The 14,247-nt window shown below is 69.9% G+C and carries 12 protein-coding genes and 1 pseudogene; 6 read left to right on the forward strand and 7 right to left on the reverse strand.

Annotated features, from left to right (window positions below; translation table 11 throughout):
• Positions 1–41: 41 nt before the first annotated feature.
• From ACTHK2_RS00895 to ACTHK2_RS00905, 3 genes and pseudogenes are all read left to right on the forward strand, one after another.
• A complete protein-coding gene (locus ACTHK2_RS00895; protein WP_440243744.1) occupies positions 42–659 on the forward strand; it encodes a GNAT family N-acetyltransferase in 618 nt (205 codons plus the stop codon).
• On the forward strand, positions 644–4,174 hold the full coding sequence (locus ACTHK2_RS00900; RefSeq protein ID WP_440243746.1) for a S8 family serine peptidase: 3,531 nt from the start codon (positions 644–646) through the stop codon (positions 4,172–4,174). Before ACTHK2_RS00895 ends, ACTHK2_RS00900 begins: the two co-directional genes overlap by 16 nt.
• A 163-nt stretch (positions 4,175–4,337) precedes the next feature.
• A pseudogene (locus tag ACTHK2_RS00905) lies at positions 4,338–5,213 on the forward strand (LysR family transcriptional regulator); the annotation flags it as partial.
• 68 nt (positions 5,214–5,281) lie between these two features.
• Here the strand turns inward: ACTHK2_RS00905 and ssb are convergent.
• Positions 5,282–5,821 (reverse strand): single-stranded DNA-binding protein, encoded by a 540-nt coding sequence (gene ssb / locus ACTHK2_RS00910; RefSeq protein WP_440243748.1) that lies wholly within the window; start codon positions 5,819–5,821, stop codon positions 5,282–5,284.
• Between the two features lie 261 nt (positions 5,822–6,082).
• Here ssb and ACTHK2_RS00915 point away from each other — a divergent pair, with 261 nt between their 5' ends.
• Positions 6,083–7,012 (forward strand): polyprenyl synthetase family protein, encoded by a 930-nt coding sequence (locus tag ACTHK2_RS00915; RefSeq protein ID WP_440243766.1) that lies wholly within the window; start codon positions 6,083–6,085, stop codon positions 7,010–7,012.
• A 180-nt stretch (positions 7,013–7,192) separates the two neighbouring features.
• On the opposite strand, the gene ACTHK2_RS00920 is transcribed toward ACTHK2_RS00915, so the two are convergent.
• Together ACTHK2_RS00920 and ACTHK2_RS00925 are read right to left on the reverse strand one after the other, a co-directional pair.
• Positions 7,193–7,618, reverse strand: a complete 426-nt coding sequence (locus ACTHK2_RS00920) for a low affinity iron permease family protein (RefSeq protein ID WP_440243750.1) — start codon at positions 7,616–7,618, stop codon at positions 7,193–7,195.
• 9 nt (positions 7,619–7,627) lie between these two features.
• Positions 7,628–8,416 carry a dienelactone hydrolase family protein gene (locus tag ACTHK2_RS00925; protein ID WP_440243752.1) on the reverse strand — a complete coding sequence of 263 codons (789 nt, stop codon included), beginning with the start codon at positions 8,414–8,416 and terminating at the stop codon, positions 7,628–7,630.
• Positions 8,417–8,514: 98 nt separating this feature from the next.
• Here ACTHK2_RS00925 and ACTHK2_RS00930 point away from each other — a divergent pair, with 98 nt between their 5' ends.
• Positions 8,515–8,973, forward strand: coding sequence for a c-type cytochrome (locus tag ACTHK2_RS00930; RefSeq protein ID WP_440243754.1), 459 nt, complete (start codon positions 8,515–8,517; stop codon positions 8,971–8,973).
• Between the two features lie 363 nt (positions 8,974–9,336).
• Positions 9,337–10,773, forward strand: coding sequence for a hypothetical protein (locus ACTHK2_RS00935; protein WP_440243756.1), 1,437 nt, complete (start codon positions 9,337–9,339; stop codon positions 10,771–10,773).
• A 43-nt stretch (positions 10,774–10,816) separates the two neighbouring features.
• Here ACTHK2_RS00935 and ACTHK2_RS00940 read toward each other — a convergent pair whose 3' ends face one another.
• The 4 genes from ACTHK2_RS00940 to ACTHK2_RS00955 all read right to left on the reverse strand — a co-directional run.
• Positions 10,817–11,482 (reverse strand): cytochrome b/b6 domain-containing protein, encoded by a 666-nt coding sequence (locus ACTHK2_RS00940; RefSeq protein ID WP_440243758.1) that lies wholly within the window; start codon positions 11,480–11,482, stop codon positions 10,817–10,819.
• Positions 11,479–11,733: a YciI family protein gene (locus ACTHK2_RS00945; protein WP_440243760.1), complete on the reverse strand. Its 255-nt coding sequence runs from the start codon at positions 11,731–11,733 to the stop codon at positions 11,479–11,481. The genes ACTHK2_RS00940 and ACTHK2_RS00945 overlap by 4 nt, the downstream gene beginning before the upstream one ends.
• Positions 11,734–11,827: 94 nt before the next feature.
• Positions 11,828–13,192, reverse strand: a complete 1,365-nt coding sequence (gene murD / locus ACTHK2_RS00950) for a UDP-N-acetylmuramoyl-L-alanine--D-glutamate ligase (RefSeq protein ID WP_440243762.1) — start codon at positions 13,190–13,192, stop codon at positions 11,828–11,830.
• Positions 13,179–14,247, reverse strand: a 1,069-nt coding sequence (locus ACTHK2_RS00955; RefSeq protein ID WP_440243764.1) for an endonuclease domain-containing protein, incomplete at its 5' end; no start/stop codon positions are given. The genes ACTHK2_RS00955 and murD, both read right to left, overlap by 14 nt.

Here is a 14,247-nt window from a genome sequence, read left to right on the forward strand (position 1 = left end):
AGACACGCCGCCGCCACCAACGACAAGGACATCACGACGCCATGAACGACGCGCTCCTCGATTTCGCCGTCGATGCGCCCCGCCACCTCCAGGTCGCGTGCACGATCGAGCGCGGCACGCGCACCGACGCCGGCGACCTGTCGGCGTTCGCTGCGCGCACCTATCTCGATACTTATGCCCACTACGCCCGCCCGGAGAAGCTGCATCGGCACGTCGATGCAGCATTCGCGCCCGTGCGGCAAGCCGAAGAACTCGCAGACCCGCACACGGCTACGCTGCTCGCCCGACGCGGCTGTCTCGCCGCGTTCGCGCAGGTCCGCCGCAGCGATGCGCCGCCTTGCGTGGACGGCGCCTTTCCGGTGGAGTTGCATCGCTTCTACGTCGATCGCTGCTGGCACGGGCGCGGCGTCAGCCAGCAACTGCTCGCCGAGGTGCGCCGCGCCGCGACGGCACTCGGCGGCGCGACGTTGTGGCTGAAAGTGTGGGAGCACAACGCCCGCGCGATCGCGTTCTACCGCAAATCGGGTTTCGTCGACGTCGGCGTGTCCGACTTCTTCCTGCACGATGACCGACTCACCGACCGCGTGCTGGTGACCTCGCTGGCCTCTCCCCTTCCATTCCCTAGACCCGCAGGAACAGCGCCATGCTCAAGATCTTGACGTCGGCGATCCTCGTAGCGCTCGCCGGCGCGAACCTCGAGTATCCGACGACGGCGCGCGCCGCCGATGCGCGCGGCCACCGGCTCGAATTCAGCGCGCACCCGTTCGATCCTCGCGATGGGGCGCCGGCCGCGCGCGCGCCATTCCACGCGCAGGACGGCGGTGCGGGTCTCCACCTGGTGCAGTTCGAAGGGCCGGTGCGGCAGGCATGGCTCGACGAACTGGCGGCACGCGGCATCGAGCCCGTGCAATACATTCCGAACGACGGCTACATCGTATGGGCCGACGCCGCCGCAGCCGAGCGGCTCGCGGACCTGCACCGCCGCGCGAGCTGGCTCGGTTACGCAGCGCCGTTGCAGGGATTCCTCAAGCTCGACCCGCTGCTCGACCGCCGCTTCGCCACGACGATCGACGACGAGGAAGTCGACGTCGTCGTGCAGGTCTATGCGCATGACGGCGCCGCCGACACGCGGCGCTTCGTCGAGCAGCTCGCCGTGCTCCCGGCGCGGCAACGGGCGCCGCTCGGCAGCGGCCGGCTCGACGCCAACTGGGCGCCGATCCTGAAGTTCCACAACCTCGACCTGCGCGTGCACCTGCGCGACATTCCCGCGATCGCCGAACGCGCCGACGTGAGCTTCGTCGGCGAGCGCCTGCCGCCGCGGCTGCTCGACGAAAAGCAGACGCTGCTGCTGTCGGGGGATCCAGCGCCGGGTCCGGCTTCGCACGACCACCTGCAATTCCTGCTCGAACGCGGCTTCCCCCAGGCGCCGGCGGCCTATCCACTGATCGATCTCACCGACAGCACGCTCCACGAAGGCGGCACCGGTATCGGCATGACCGCGACGGCCGATCCGATGCTGCACGAATCGGGCGACCTCTCGCAGCCGGCGCGCGTCACCTATTTCGAGAACTGCTCGAGCCTGCAGGACAACCAGGTCGGAGCCGTCGACAGCCATGGCACGCTCAACGCGAACATCATCGCCGGCTACGACCAGCGTGGGGGCTGGCCTTTCCAGGACGCGGAAGGGCAACACCTCGGCCTGGGCGTCAATCCGTTCGCACGCGTCGGCTCCACGACGATCTTCGTCGGCCCCGCCCCGAGCTTCGACGTCACGCGCTGCGGCGGCAACGACCAGGGCATCGTCGCGGCCAACGCGCGCAACGGTGCGAAGATCAGCAGCAACTCGTGGGGCTCGGGCGCGACCGGCACCTACGGGGAGCGCGACCAGGTCTACGACGCCGCCGTGCGCGACGTCGACGCCGCCGCCGCGGGCAGCCAGCCGATGATCTATCTCGTCGCCGCGTCCAACGCAGGTCCGGGTCCGGGTTCGGTCGGCTCGCCCGGCTCGGGCAAGAACGTGATCACCGTCGGTGCGTCCGAGAACCTGCGTCCGTTCGACGGCGGCAGCCGCTGCGAGGACGACGGCTTCTCCGCGGCGGACGACCCGCAATCGATCGCCGGCTTCTCGAGCCGCGGCCCGGTCGCCGGCGACCGGGTCAAGCCGGAAGTCGTCGGCCCCGGCACGCACATCCTCGGCGCGGTGAGCATCTATTCGGGCTTCCAGGGCGGCGGCGTGTGCATCGCGAACTATCCCGCGGGACAGACGGTGTTCGCCTCGTCGAGCGGCACCAGCCATTCGACGCCTGCACTGTCCGGCGTCGCCTCACTCGCCTATTGGTGGATCGAGAACGGCGGCGGCGGCGACGCACACGGCACGCTCGAGGAAGTCGGCGGCGCGCGCGCACCGAGCCCGGCACGGATGAAGGCATGGCTGATCGCGCATCCGACCTACCTCACCGGCGTCGACGCCGACGACGACCTGCCGAGCAACGACCAGGGTTACGGCATGCCGAACATGCAGGCCATGTTCGATGCGACCGCGAAGGTGCTGCTCGATCAGAGCGAGCGCTTCGACGCCGGCGGCGAGACGCGCGACTACGCGTGGGGCGTTCCCGATCCGACGCGACCGGTGCGTATCGCGCTCGCATGGACCGACGCACCCGGCGCGCTCGGCGCGAGTCCGCAGGTCAACGACCTCGACCTCGAGGTCGAGGCCGGCGGCGTCACCTACCACGGCAACCATTTCGACCATCAGTGGAGCACGCCGGGCGGCCAACCCGATGAGCGCAACAACTACGAGGCGGTATTCCTGCCCGCTGGCACGGTGGTCGGCGACGTCCGCATCCACGTGCGCGCTCGCAACATCGCCGGCGACGGCGTGCCCGGCGTCGGCGACGCGACCGATCAGGACTTCGCACTCGCCTGCATCAACTGCACGCAGCTGCCGAGCTTCACGATGACCACGAGCGAGCCGTCGCTGCAGGTGTGCGCGGGCGGCTCGCGCGAGGCCACGCTGCATCTGGAGCCGATCGTCGGCTTCGCGAGCCCGGTGACGCTCGCGCTCGACAACGCGCCGGCCGGCATCGATGCCGCGTTCGCGCCGAACCCCGCATCGCCACCGGCCGATGCATCGCTGCACCTGGACGCGACGGCCGGCATGTCCACGGGGGCCTGGCCCGTGACCGTGACCGGCACGTCGCCGGTCGCGACGCGCACGCTCGATCTCGGGCTGACCGTGTACGACGCCCGGCCCGTCGCACCGACCGCAACCGCTCCCGCGGACGGCAGCTCCGGCGTATCGGCGACACCGACCTTCACCTGGGACCCGGTGGACGATGCGCACAGCTACCTCGTGCAGGTCGCCACCGACGCCGCGTTCACGCGGATCGTGCGCTCGCATGAAACCGCGGGCACTGCGTGGACGATCGGCGCGGCCGAACCGCTCCAGACGAGCTCGCGCTACTGGTGGCGCGTGATCGCACGCAATGCGTGCGGCGACAGCGATGCCGGTGCGGACCGTGTATTCGCGAGCGGATTCGAGGCGGCGACGGCCGGCACGGCACAGGAATTCACCACGCTCTATCTCGCCGGCGACTGCCCCGTCGACAGTGGCACCGTGCTCGTGTTCGCCGACGATCTCGACGGCGGCGGCGGCGGCTGGACGCACGGCGCCGCCCCCGCGAGCAGCGATCGCTGGACGCTCGAATCCGATGGAAATGGCGAGACGTACGCATGGCAGGCGAGCGCGCCCGCATCGGGCGCTCCGAACGATGCCTGGCTCGTGTCTCCATCGGTCGCGCTGCCGTCCGGATTGTCGCCGCTCACGCTCGGCTTCCTCAGCCGCCAGTCGCTCAAGGCGGGCGCGACCGGCACGTGCAACGATGGCGCGATCGTCGAAGCCTCGGTCAACGGCGGCTCGAGCTGGACGCAATTGACCGGCGCGATGACCGATCCACTCGACGGCACCATCGCCGGCGCATTCGGCAATCCGCTCGCCGGCAAGTCGGCCTGGTGCGGCGATCCGCAGGCCTACCGTACGTCGGTGATGGACATCGAGTCGCTCGCAGGGCAGACCGTGAAGTTCCGTTTCCGCATTGGCCATGACCGCTTCCCGCATCGAGCTGGCGTGAACTGGGCGATCGACAACGTGCGCGTCGCCGGCTGCACGCAGTGATGGGCGTCACGACGACACCCGGCCATCGAGCACGAGAGCGGCCGTGCGTCGTCGCAGCGCAGGGCCATGCGCCGCCCCGTCCATACGACGATGGACCAATAGCCGCGGGCCCTCGAACCAACCTAGGCTGCAAGACGGCGAACTTCGACGTGGAATGCGGTGCATGACCCGGCTCACATTGCGACAGCTCAACTATGCGATCGCAACCGCGCGGTACGGCAGCCTCACCGCCGCGGCCGAGGCATTGCACGTGTCCCAGCCGTCGATCTCGACCGCGATCACGCAAATCGAGGAGTACTTCGGGCGCGCGCTGTTCGTTCGCCAGCGCGGTACCGGCATCTCGCTCACCGCGTTCGGGCAGACGGTGCTCGGCCGGGCCAAGACGGTGCTCGCCGACGTCGAGGCGCTGGAATCGCTCGCCGGCGAAGGCGAAGCGCCGCACGGCGAATTCGTGCTCAGCTGTTTCGAAGACCTCGCGCCGTACTGCGTGCCGCCGATCCTCGCGCGCGTCGCCCGCAAGTACCCCGCGATCAACGTCATCGTGCGCGAGGAAGGTTTCGACCAGATCGGCCGCCAGCTCGATGATGGGGTCGCCGACCTCGCGATCAGCTACGACCTGGGGCTGTCGAACGACATCGCGCGCACCGTGCTGTGCGAGATCGGGCCGCAGGCGCTGCTGCCGGCGGACCATCCGCTCGCGCAGCAATCATCGGTGTCGCTCGCCGAACTCGCCCGCGAGCCGCTGATACTCACCGACCAGGCGCAGAGCTGGCAGCACATGCTCGAGCTGTTCCAGATGCGCGGCGTGCGTCCGCTGCGGGCGGTGCGGACGGGCTCGTTCGAACTGCAGCGCGGCATGGTCGCGAACGGGCTCGGCGTGGCGATCGCGTACTCGCGCCCATTCAGCAATTTCAGTTACGACGGCCGCCCACTGGTGCGCAAGACGATTTCAGACCCGCTGCCGCTGCAGCGGATCCTGCTGGCCCACCACGAGCGACTCGCACTGTCCGCGGCGCATCGCGTGTTCATCGACGAAACACGCGAGTGGTTCAGCGAAACCTGGTGGCGCACGCCGTCCACCTCGAACGACGGCGGCGGGGACAGCGCTCAGAAGGGAATGTCGTCATCCTCGAAACCGCTGTCGGCCGGCGGCGCGGACTGGCGCGGCGCCGCTGCAGGCGGCGCACCACGCGACGGCGCGGAGCGCTCGCCACCACGATCGCGGCTGTAGCCGCCCCCGCCGCTGCCGCTGCCGTAACCGCCGCCACCACCACCGCCGCCGTAACCTCCGCCTTCACCACCGCCACCGCCCGGGCCGCCGAGCATCTGCATCTCGTTGGCGATGATGTCGGTCGAATAGCGCTCGATGCCATCCTTGTCGGTGTACTTGTCGGTGCGCAGCGAGCCCTCGACGTAGACCTGGCGGCCCTTCTTGAGGTACTCGCCCGCAATCTCGGCGAGGCGGCCGAAGAACTTCACGCGGTGCCACTCGGTGCGCTCCTGCTGCTCGCCGGTCTGCTTGTCCTTCCAGCTTTCCGAGGTCGCGATGCGGATCGAGGTGATGGCGCCGCCGTTGGCCGTGTAGCGCGTCTCGGGGTCCGCACCGAGGTTGCCGACCAGGATGACCTTGTTGATGCCGCGTGCCATGGAGCGATTCCTCTGTCTTTATAGCGTCCGGAAAGAGCGAGGATAGCACCCCTCGCGGCGAGGGCATCCGACGCTGCTGCCGGCGCTTGTAGGCCTTGACCGACGCGCACCGTCGGACATCCAGCCCACCACTGCGCGCCCGCTATACTTGCAGGCCACCCGGTCCGCCACACAGGCCCTGCCTTGAGTTCTGCCGCCCCGCTTCCCGCCGCGCCACGCATCGCGCGCCTGGCCGACGTCCAGGCCTTCGCCGCCGCCGACATGGGCGCGGTCGACGACCTCATCCGTGCGCGCCTCGCGTCCGACGTCGTGCTGATCAACCAGATCGCCGAGTACATCATCGGTGGCGGTGGCAAGCGCCTGCGGCCGATGCTGCACCTCATCGCCGCGCACGCCGCGGGGTATGCGGGACGCGACCACCTGCAACTCGCCGCGCTGATCGAGTTCATCCACACCTCGACGCTGTTGCACGACGACGTCGTCGACGAGTCGGACCTTCGCCGAGGCCGCAAGACCGCAAATGCGGTCTGGGGCAATGCGGCAAGCGTGCTGGTGGGCGACTTCCTCTACTCGCGCTCGTTCCAGATGATGGTGGAACTGGACAGCATGCGCGTGATGCGCATCCTCGCCGATACCACCAACCGCATCGCCGAAGGCGAAGTGCTGCAGCTGCTCAACATCGGCAACCCCGACACGCACGAGCAGGCCTACCTCGACGTGATCGAACGCAAGACCGCCGTGCTGTTCGCCGCTGCGACGCGCCTGGGCGGCGTGCTCGCCGGCGTGCCGGCGGCCGAGGAGGAAGCGCTCGCGCGCTACGGGCTCGACCTCGGCTATGCGTTCCAGATCGCCGACGACGTGCTCGATTACGCCTCCGATGCGGGCACGCTCGGCAAGAACATCGGCGACGACCTCGCCGAGGGCAAGCCGACCCTGCCACTGATCATCGCGATCGAGCGCAGCGCGCCGGGCCAGGCCGACATGCTCCGGCGCGCGATCCGCGCCGGCGGCCTCGACGCGCTCGACGACGTGCTCGCGGCGATCCATTCGACCGACGCGCTCGACGCCTCGCGCCAGCGCGCGCACGCCTACGCCGATTCCGCGCGCGACGCCCTCACGGCGCTGCCGCGCTCGGATGCACGCGATGCGCTTGCGGTGCTCGCCGACCACGCGGTCGACCGCTCGAAGTAGGACCGAAGCCGAGTACCGGAGCCGCGTCGCCGCCGGGGCGCGCCGCAGGATGGGCTCCCGCACGAACGCGACACCCTCATCTCCTGTAGGAACGCACCCTGTGCACGACCGTCGCGCCCGGGCGTCGCCGCGCGGCGGTCGCAGGGTGGGCTCCTTCAGGCGAACGCCAGGCAGATCCGCCTATGCTTCGTCGTCGATGTCGTCGCAGCCGATGTCGCGCCCGCCACGCTCGATGTCGCGCCGCGCCTTCGCGGCGAGCTTGCGGTAGCGGTCGCGCACCTGGTCGAGATCCTTGTCCTCGAGTTCCTCGAGGTCGAGCAGCGCGTTGTGCGCGCCTTCCATCGCGCGGATGAGCTCGTCCATCTTCACGTGCATCGCTTCGGCGTCGCGGTTCTGCGTGTTCTGGATCAGGAACACCATGAGGAACGTGACGATCGTCGTGCCGGTGTTGATCACGAGCTGCCAGGTGTCGCTGAACCCGAACAGCGGGCCGGTCACGCCCCACACGATCACCACGAGCAGCGCGAGCAGGAACGTGAGCGGCCGACCGGTCGTGCGCGAGGCACCGTTCGCGAAACGCGTGAACCAGGAGCGACGGGTGGCCACGGCGCTTGCTCAGCCCGCGAACAGTTCGTCGAAGAACGCGTGCATCTGCCGGAATGCGCGCGTCGCGGTGCGTTCGTCGTAGGAGCAGCCCGGCACCTCGCCGTGCGCGCCGGGGATCGCGAAGCAGTGCACCGCGCCGCCGTAGGAGATGAACTGCCAGTCGACCTTGGCGTCGCGCATCTCCTGCTGGAAGCCGGCGATCTGTTCGGGCGATTCGAAATAGTCGTCGGCGCCGTGCAGCACGAGCACTTTCGCCTTGATCTTCTTGGCGAGCGACGGATCGTCGGTGGACAGGTTGCCGTGGAACGAGACGACGCCCTGGACGTCGGCGCCGCTGCGGGCGAGGTCGAGCGTGGTCGCGCCACCGAAGCAGAAACCGATCGCGCCCCAATGCCTGCCGTCGAGCGGCGCCTGGCCGGCCTGCGCCTTCAGCTGGGCGAGCGCTGCGCCGATGCGCGCGCGCAGTACGGAGCGGTCCTTGTACATCGCCTGGGTCGCGGCTCCCGCCTCCTTCGCATCCTTGGGCCGCGCGGCGAGCCCGTAGACGTCCGCGACGAGGATCACGTAGTCCTTGCCGGCGATCTGTTTGGCGAGATCGAGGTTCTCCGGCGTGATGCCGAGCCAGTCGGGCGTCATCACGATGCCGGGGCGCGGCGTCTTCGCCGCATCGTCGTAGACGAGCATGCTCTGCATCTTCTTGCCGCCGACATCGTAGTCGATCGGGCGCGACACCATCGCCGCATGCAGCGGCGCAGCGAACAGGCAGGCAGTGGCGAAGGCGAGCAGCGAACGGAACATGGTCGTGTCCTCGGCAGGGGTCGGATGGACGCACATGATAGGCCGACGCGAATATCCCCGCTGCTACACTGCGTCGTCCCATGCCATTGGAGCCGCCGATGCTTCGACCCCGCCTTGTCCTCGCCGCCCTCGCCGCCAGCGCCGGCCTCGCCGCGATCGCGACCGCCGCGGTCAAACCCGAATCCGCGATCGCCTATCGCCAGGCCGGCTACACGATGCTCGGCTGGAACTTCGGCCCGATGGCACAGATGGTGCGCGGCAAGACGCCGTGGGATGCGGCCGAGTTCGCGCGCCGCGCCGAGCGCGTGGCGCAGATCGCGCCGCAGTTGCTCGAAGGGTTCCCTGAAGGCTCCGACGCCGGCGCGAAAACCGATGCGAAGCCCGAGATCTGGAAGAACATGGACGACTTCAAGGCGAAGATGGACGAACTCGTCAAGCAATCGAAGCTGCTCGCCGAGGTCTCGAAGTCGGGCGACGAGGCGAAGATGAAGGAGCAGTTCAAAGAGACAGCGGGCGCGTGCAAGGGCTGCCACGACAAGTACCGTAACGAAGAATGAGGCGCGGGCGCCGCGTGGTACCCCTGCCGACCGATGGCGTCGCCCATGCGCGCGACGCCTCGCATCCCGGCGCTCGGGCCTGCGAGCAGAGCCGGGGATCGAATGCGCCGGTACCGCGCCCCTCAGCGCAGCGCCCCCTGAACGGCGCAAGCCGCCCGCGGGCGGGCCGCGGGCTGCCCGCGCGGCCGATTCGATGCGTCCGACACGTGAAGTAAACGGATTCGTCACCCTTTTGTAGTGCGCTCGCGCGCGCCTCGGCGAACCATCGGGGCGACGGCGACGACCGTCCGTCCGCGCGCGCCGCGCACCGTGCCGGTGAGGCCGCGGGAGCGTGCGGCCGACATCCACCGCGGGGAAGTTTCGATGGCCAAGAGTCAACCGTACCGGGCACCCGCAGGTGCCCTTCTGCTCGCCTTCGCGGGCACGTTAGCCGTGCCGGTCGCATCGGCCGCACTGCCGCGACTGTGGCAGGCGGGCGATGCCGTGCACTACCCCGGCGTCGCCTATCGCGCCCTGCCCTCGCCTGCGCCGGCCAGGGTCGACATCGCCTCGCCCGGCACGGCGTCGGCGTGGATCGAGCAGAAGATCGTCCCGGCCGACGGCGGCGCGGGCGACCTGTACGGCTTCCGCGTGCTCGTCGCCGGCGATACCGCATTCGTCAGCGCGCCGGCGCCGCTCGCGCGCGCCGGTGCGGTGTACATCTATCATCTCGACGGCGCCCATTGGGTCGAGACGCAGAAGATCAGCGCGACGCCGCCGCCGAGCGCGCCGCCGAACTGGTCCGACTTCTTCGGCTGGTCACTGTCGCTGTCGCAGGCCGGCGACAAGCTGCTCGTCGGCGCGCCGGAGACGTTCAACCCGATGGCCGGCCCGGCCGGTGGTGCGTACCTGTTCGCGCGCGGCGATGACGGCACCTGGACGCAAGTGCAGGACTTCGCGTCACCGGCGCCGATCACGCTCACCTGGTTCGGCCGCGCCGTCGCGCTCTCGGGTGACGTCGTGCTCATCGGCGAGCCGTCCTACAACATGACCACCGAAGGCGGTCGCGGCGCCGTGCATGCGTTCGCCGAAAGCGGAGGCAGCTGGCAGCTCGTGCAGACGATCCGCGCGAGCGACGGCGTGAACATGGACGACCACTTCTACGGCGGCGCGATCGCGAGCGACGGCACGACCGTCGTGATCGGCGCGCCCGGCGCCGACTTCTCGTCGAGCGGTGAGTATCCGACGGGCTCCGTCTACGTCTACGCCAACGACGGCGGCACGTTCACCGAGACGCAGAAGATCGTCGCGGCCGACGGCGCCAACGGCGACCAGTTCGGCTATGCGGTTTCTCTGTCGGGCACCGACCTGCTCGTCGGCGCGCCGGCGGCGATGGTCGGTAGCAACGTGCACCAGGGCGCCGCGTACGTGTTCGACGGCAGCGGCGGTTCGTTCGTGCAGGCCCAGAAGTTCGTCGACGACACCGGCGATGCCTACGACCAGTACGGCCAGTCGGTCTCGCTGCGCGGCGATATCGCGCTGGTCGGCATGTGGAGCTTCGACGACGAGCCGGGCAGCACCCAGCCGCCGCCGAAAGCCGGCCATGTCGGGCTGTACGCGAGGAGCGGTCCCGGCTGGTCGTTCGCGCAGATGCTCGCCGGCGGCAGCGGCAGCGACGGCGACTCGTACGGCTGGGACGTGTCGACCGACGGCGCGACCGTACTCGTCGGCGCGGACGCCGACGGCAGCGTCGCGCAGTACCAGGGCGCAGCGTACTTCTACGCGAACGACGCCGTATTCGAGGACGGCTTCGACGGCTGATCGACGCGACGCATTCCGCGCACGGACGCGCGGACCTGCGGCATCACCCTGCCTCGCCCCAGGCGACCAGCGCCCACACGGCGCCGGCTGCGAGCATTGCGAGTCCGAGCGCGAGCCAAGCGTGCGCGAAACGCAACGCGCGCGCGTCGACGTCGCGCGCGCGCCCCGACCACATCGGCGCGATGAGATTCGTGCCGCGCACCGCGTATGCGGCGATCGCACCCAGATGCAGCACGACGAGGGCGAGCAGCACGTAGCGATTCCACGCGTGCACGCGCGTCATGAGGTCGACCGTCGCCGCGGACACGCGCGCGACGAGCGGGCCGTCCGCGCTGATGTCGTCGCTCGCGAACAGCCCCGTCGTCGCCTGCAGCGCAATCGACGCGAGCATCGCGACGACGGACCAGCCGCCGAGCGGGTTGTGGCCGGCGCGCCGCGGCATGTCGGCGCGGCCCAGCCCCGCGAGATAGGCGAGCACCGCGTGCGGACCGCGCACGAAGTCGCCGAAGCGACTCGTCTGCGAGCCCAGGAAACCCCACAGCACGCGGAACAGCACGAGCGCGAGCGTCGCGTACCCGCCGAGGTAGTGCCAGCGCATAGAGGGGAAACCGAATTCGCCACTCGCGTACTGCAGCGCGATGAGCGCGACGAGGAGCCAGTGGAACACGCGCGTCGGCAGGTCCCAGACGCGGTCCGGCTGCATGTTCATGACGCGTTCCACTCGTACACGGTCACGATCGACGCATGCTCGACGTGCAACGGATCGCGTTCGGCGATCGCGCGCGCATCGGCGAGCGACGCGGCGCGCAGCAGGTAGGCGCCACCGCTCGCGTCGCCGAAGCCTCCCGCGAGTTCGATGCGCTGCTGCGCGCGCAAGTTCCCGAGGAACTCACGGTGCGCGGGCACGAGACGGGTGTCGAAACCGGGGTTGCGCATGACGAGCACGAGGTAGCGATTCATGATGCGATGATCGCATGAAGGCATGCGGCGATCGAAGACGCGTGAGGGCCGAGGGCCGAGTGCTGACGAGCATCGCGCCTGAAGCCCTCAAACCCTATGCGATTCCGAGCCCCTCGATACGACCGATCGCAGCCGGGTCGAAGCCGGCGAGACGCGCGAACGCGCAGCCGCGTTCGGCGTAGTCCTTGAACTGGTCGAAGCTCGGCGCGCCGGGCGACAACAGCACGACACCGCCGGGCGGCGTCACCGCGCGGGCGAGCGCGAATGCCTCGGCGAGCGTCGGCGCGGACGACAGCGCGTACGCGCCGCCGGTCTCGCGCAGCAGCGCGGCGATGCGCGCGCCGTTGGCGCCCATCGTGACGATGGCGCGTGGCGGCGTGCGGTGCACCGCGTCGGCGAACGCATGCCAGTCGAGTCCGCGATCGTGCCCGCCGACGAGCACGGTGACCGCGCGTCCGCCGAGGCTCGCGAGCGCCTCGAGGGTCGCCTGCGGCGTCGTCGCGATGCTGTCGTCGACGTAGTCGATGCCTTCCCGCGCGCCGAGCGCCTGCAACCGATGCGGCAACGGACGGAACGACGCGATCGCCGGCGCAGCGGCGACGGCATCCTCGCCCGCCGCTTCGACCGCTGCAAGCGCGGCACAGGCATTGAGCGCATTGTGCGCGCCCGGCAACGGCGACCTCGCCAGTTCGAACACACGCGCACCGCCGCGCGCGATCGCATCGCCGTCGACGTGCCAGCCGCGCGCGTCGCCGAAGAGGCGCCGCCCGGCATGCGCCGACGTGCGCGTGACGAGTTCGTCCTGGCGCGCGTTGACGACGAGGGTGCGCGCGCATGCGGCGAGCGCGAGCTTGTCGGCGACATAGCGCTCGCGCGTACCGTGCCAGTCGAGGTGTTCCTCGTAGACGTTGTTGACGAGCGCGACCGCGAGCGGCCCCGCCTCGCGCGTCTGGAAACTCGACAGCTCCACCACCCACCAGTCCGGCGGTGCCGCGGGATCGAGCAGTTCGAGCAGCGGCAGGCCGATGTTGCCGGCGAGCGCGACGCGCCGTCCGAGCGCGCGCAGCAGGTGTGCGACGAGCGCGCTGACCGTGCTCTTGCCCTTGGTGCCGGTCACGGCGATCACGCGTGCACCCGGGTTCTCGGCGAACCAGAGCGCGGTGCCCGACGTGAAATGCGTGCCGTTGTGCTGCGCTTCGAGGATCTCCTGGCGATACGCGGCGATACCGGGCGATTTGATCACGACGTCGTGGTTCGACAGCGCAGCCGCGCCCGGCGACTCGACGACGACCCGCACCGCCGGATGCACCGCGAGCCCGTACGGCGCTTCGGCGTCGTTGCAGAACAGCGTCACCGGCTGGCCCGGCAGGCGCAGCTGCAGCGCGGCGAGCGCGGCATGGCCTTCGCGGCCGAAGCCCCAGACCGCGACGCGCTTGCCGGCGAGTTCAGCGAAGCGCATCGCGCGACCGTCCTTCGACCTGCGCGAGCAGCACCCGCGGAATGCGCGTTTCGCCCGCGGGCGCCAGCAGCGGCGCGAGTGCGAGCGATGCCTGATCGACCTGCGGCAGCACTTCGTCGACGAAGCGCGCGACGAGGGCGTCCTCGCGCCACTCGGCGCGCTGCGCGAGCGCATGCATCGCCGCGCGGGACTCGCCGCCTTCGCCGACGCATTCGAACGGCTTGTGGTCGCGGTATTCCATCAACGCGTCGAACGCGGCCGCGAGCGACTCGTCGTCGAGCAGGTTGCGGCCGAAGATCGCGAGCAGGCGCGGCTTGGGCATGAAGGGGGCGAGCGCGAGGAACACGAAGTGGCACTTCGGGCACTGACCGCACCAGCGATCGGCCGGCTTCGGCCCGAGGATGCGGAAGTTGCGGTTGCAGCTCGAGAACACGTCGTCGTAGCGCGCGGTGCGCGCGAAGCGCTCGGCGACCGCGAGTTCGGACAGCGGGCGCAGCAGCGAGTAGTAGTCGAGCGTCGGCGAGACGAGCGCGTGCAGCCGCTCGTGGAAGCTGCGCTCGAACTCCCAGCCCTTGCTCCACTGGTGATTGACCGGCTGGCCGTCGTATTCGAGCGTCGCGCTCGACGCCGAGCGCTCGTTCGAGAACGCAATCGCGTCGTGGCCGTACAGCACCGCGGCGACGGCGAGGATCGCCGAGTTGATCGCGGTGACCGGGATGTGCCCGTTGTACGCGCCCTGCTTGTTGTACTCGAACAGCAGCGGCGACAGCTCGCGCCGGATGTTGAGCAGCGGCAGCCCCGTGCGTGCCGCGCACGCGGCGATCAGCGGCGAGTTGCCGACCCACACCGCGGTCGCATCGACACCGGCCGCCTTGAGCATCTCGACGCTGACGAGCGAGTCCTTGCCGCCACCGATCGGCACGAGCGTGCGGCGCGAAGTCGGGGCGGGTTCCGTGGGGGCGGGTGGAGCCCCGCCCACCGGAAATCGGATGCAGCCCCGCAAATCGAGCGGGTTGGGATAAGCGAACAAGCCCAGGCCATGCAGGTTCAGCGCA

The organism is Dokdonella sp. (genome assembly GCF_051958935.1).
GTDB lineage: Bacteria > Pseudomonadota > Gammaproteobacteria > Xanthomonadales > Rhodanobacteraceae > Dokdonella_A.

Coding starts and splice junctions, on each gene's coding strand:
- ACTHK2_RS00895 (WP_440243744.1), top strand. CDS start 42: ATGAACGACGCGCTCCTCGATTTCGCCGTCGATGCGCCCCGCCACCTC.
- ACTHK2_RS00900 (WP_440243746.1), top strand. CDS start 644: ATGCTCAAGATCTTGACGTCGGCGATCCTCGTAGCGCTCGCCGGCGCG.
- ssb (WP_440243748.1), bottom strand. CDS start 5,821: ATGGCACGCGGCATCAACAAGGTCATCCTGGTCGGCAACCTCGGTGCG.
- ACTHK2_RS00915 (WP_440243766.1), top strand. CDS start 6,083: ATGGGCGCGGTCGACGACCTCATCCGTGCGCGCCTCGCGTCCGACGTC.
- ACTHK2_RS00925 (WP_440243752.1), bottom strand. CDS start 8,416: ATGTTCCGTTCGCTGCTCGCCTTCGCCACTGCCTGCCTGTTCGCTGCG.
- ACTHK2_RS00930 (WP_440243754.1), top strand. CDS start 8,515: ATGCTTCGACCCCGCCTTGTCCTCGCCGCCCTCGCCGCCAGCGCCGGC.
- ACTHK2_RS00935 (WP_440243756.1), top strand. CDS start 9,337: ATGGCCAAGAGTCAACCGTACCGGGCACCCGCAGGTGCCCTTCTGCTC.
- ACTHK2_RS00940 (WP_440243758.1), bottom strand. CDS start 11,482: ATGAACATGCAGCCGGACCGCGTCTGGGACCTGCCGACGCGCGTGTTC.
- ACTHK2_RS00945 (WP_440243760.1), bottom strand. CDS start 11,733: ATGAATCGCTACCTCGTGCTCGTCATGCGCAACCCCGGTTTCGACACC.
- murD (WP_440243762.1), bottom strand. CDS start 13,192: ATGCGCTTCGCTGAACTCGCCGGCAAGCGCGTCGCGGTCTGGGGCTTC.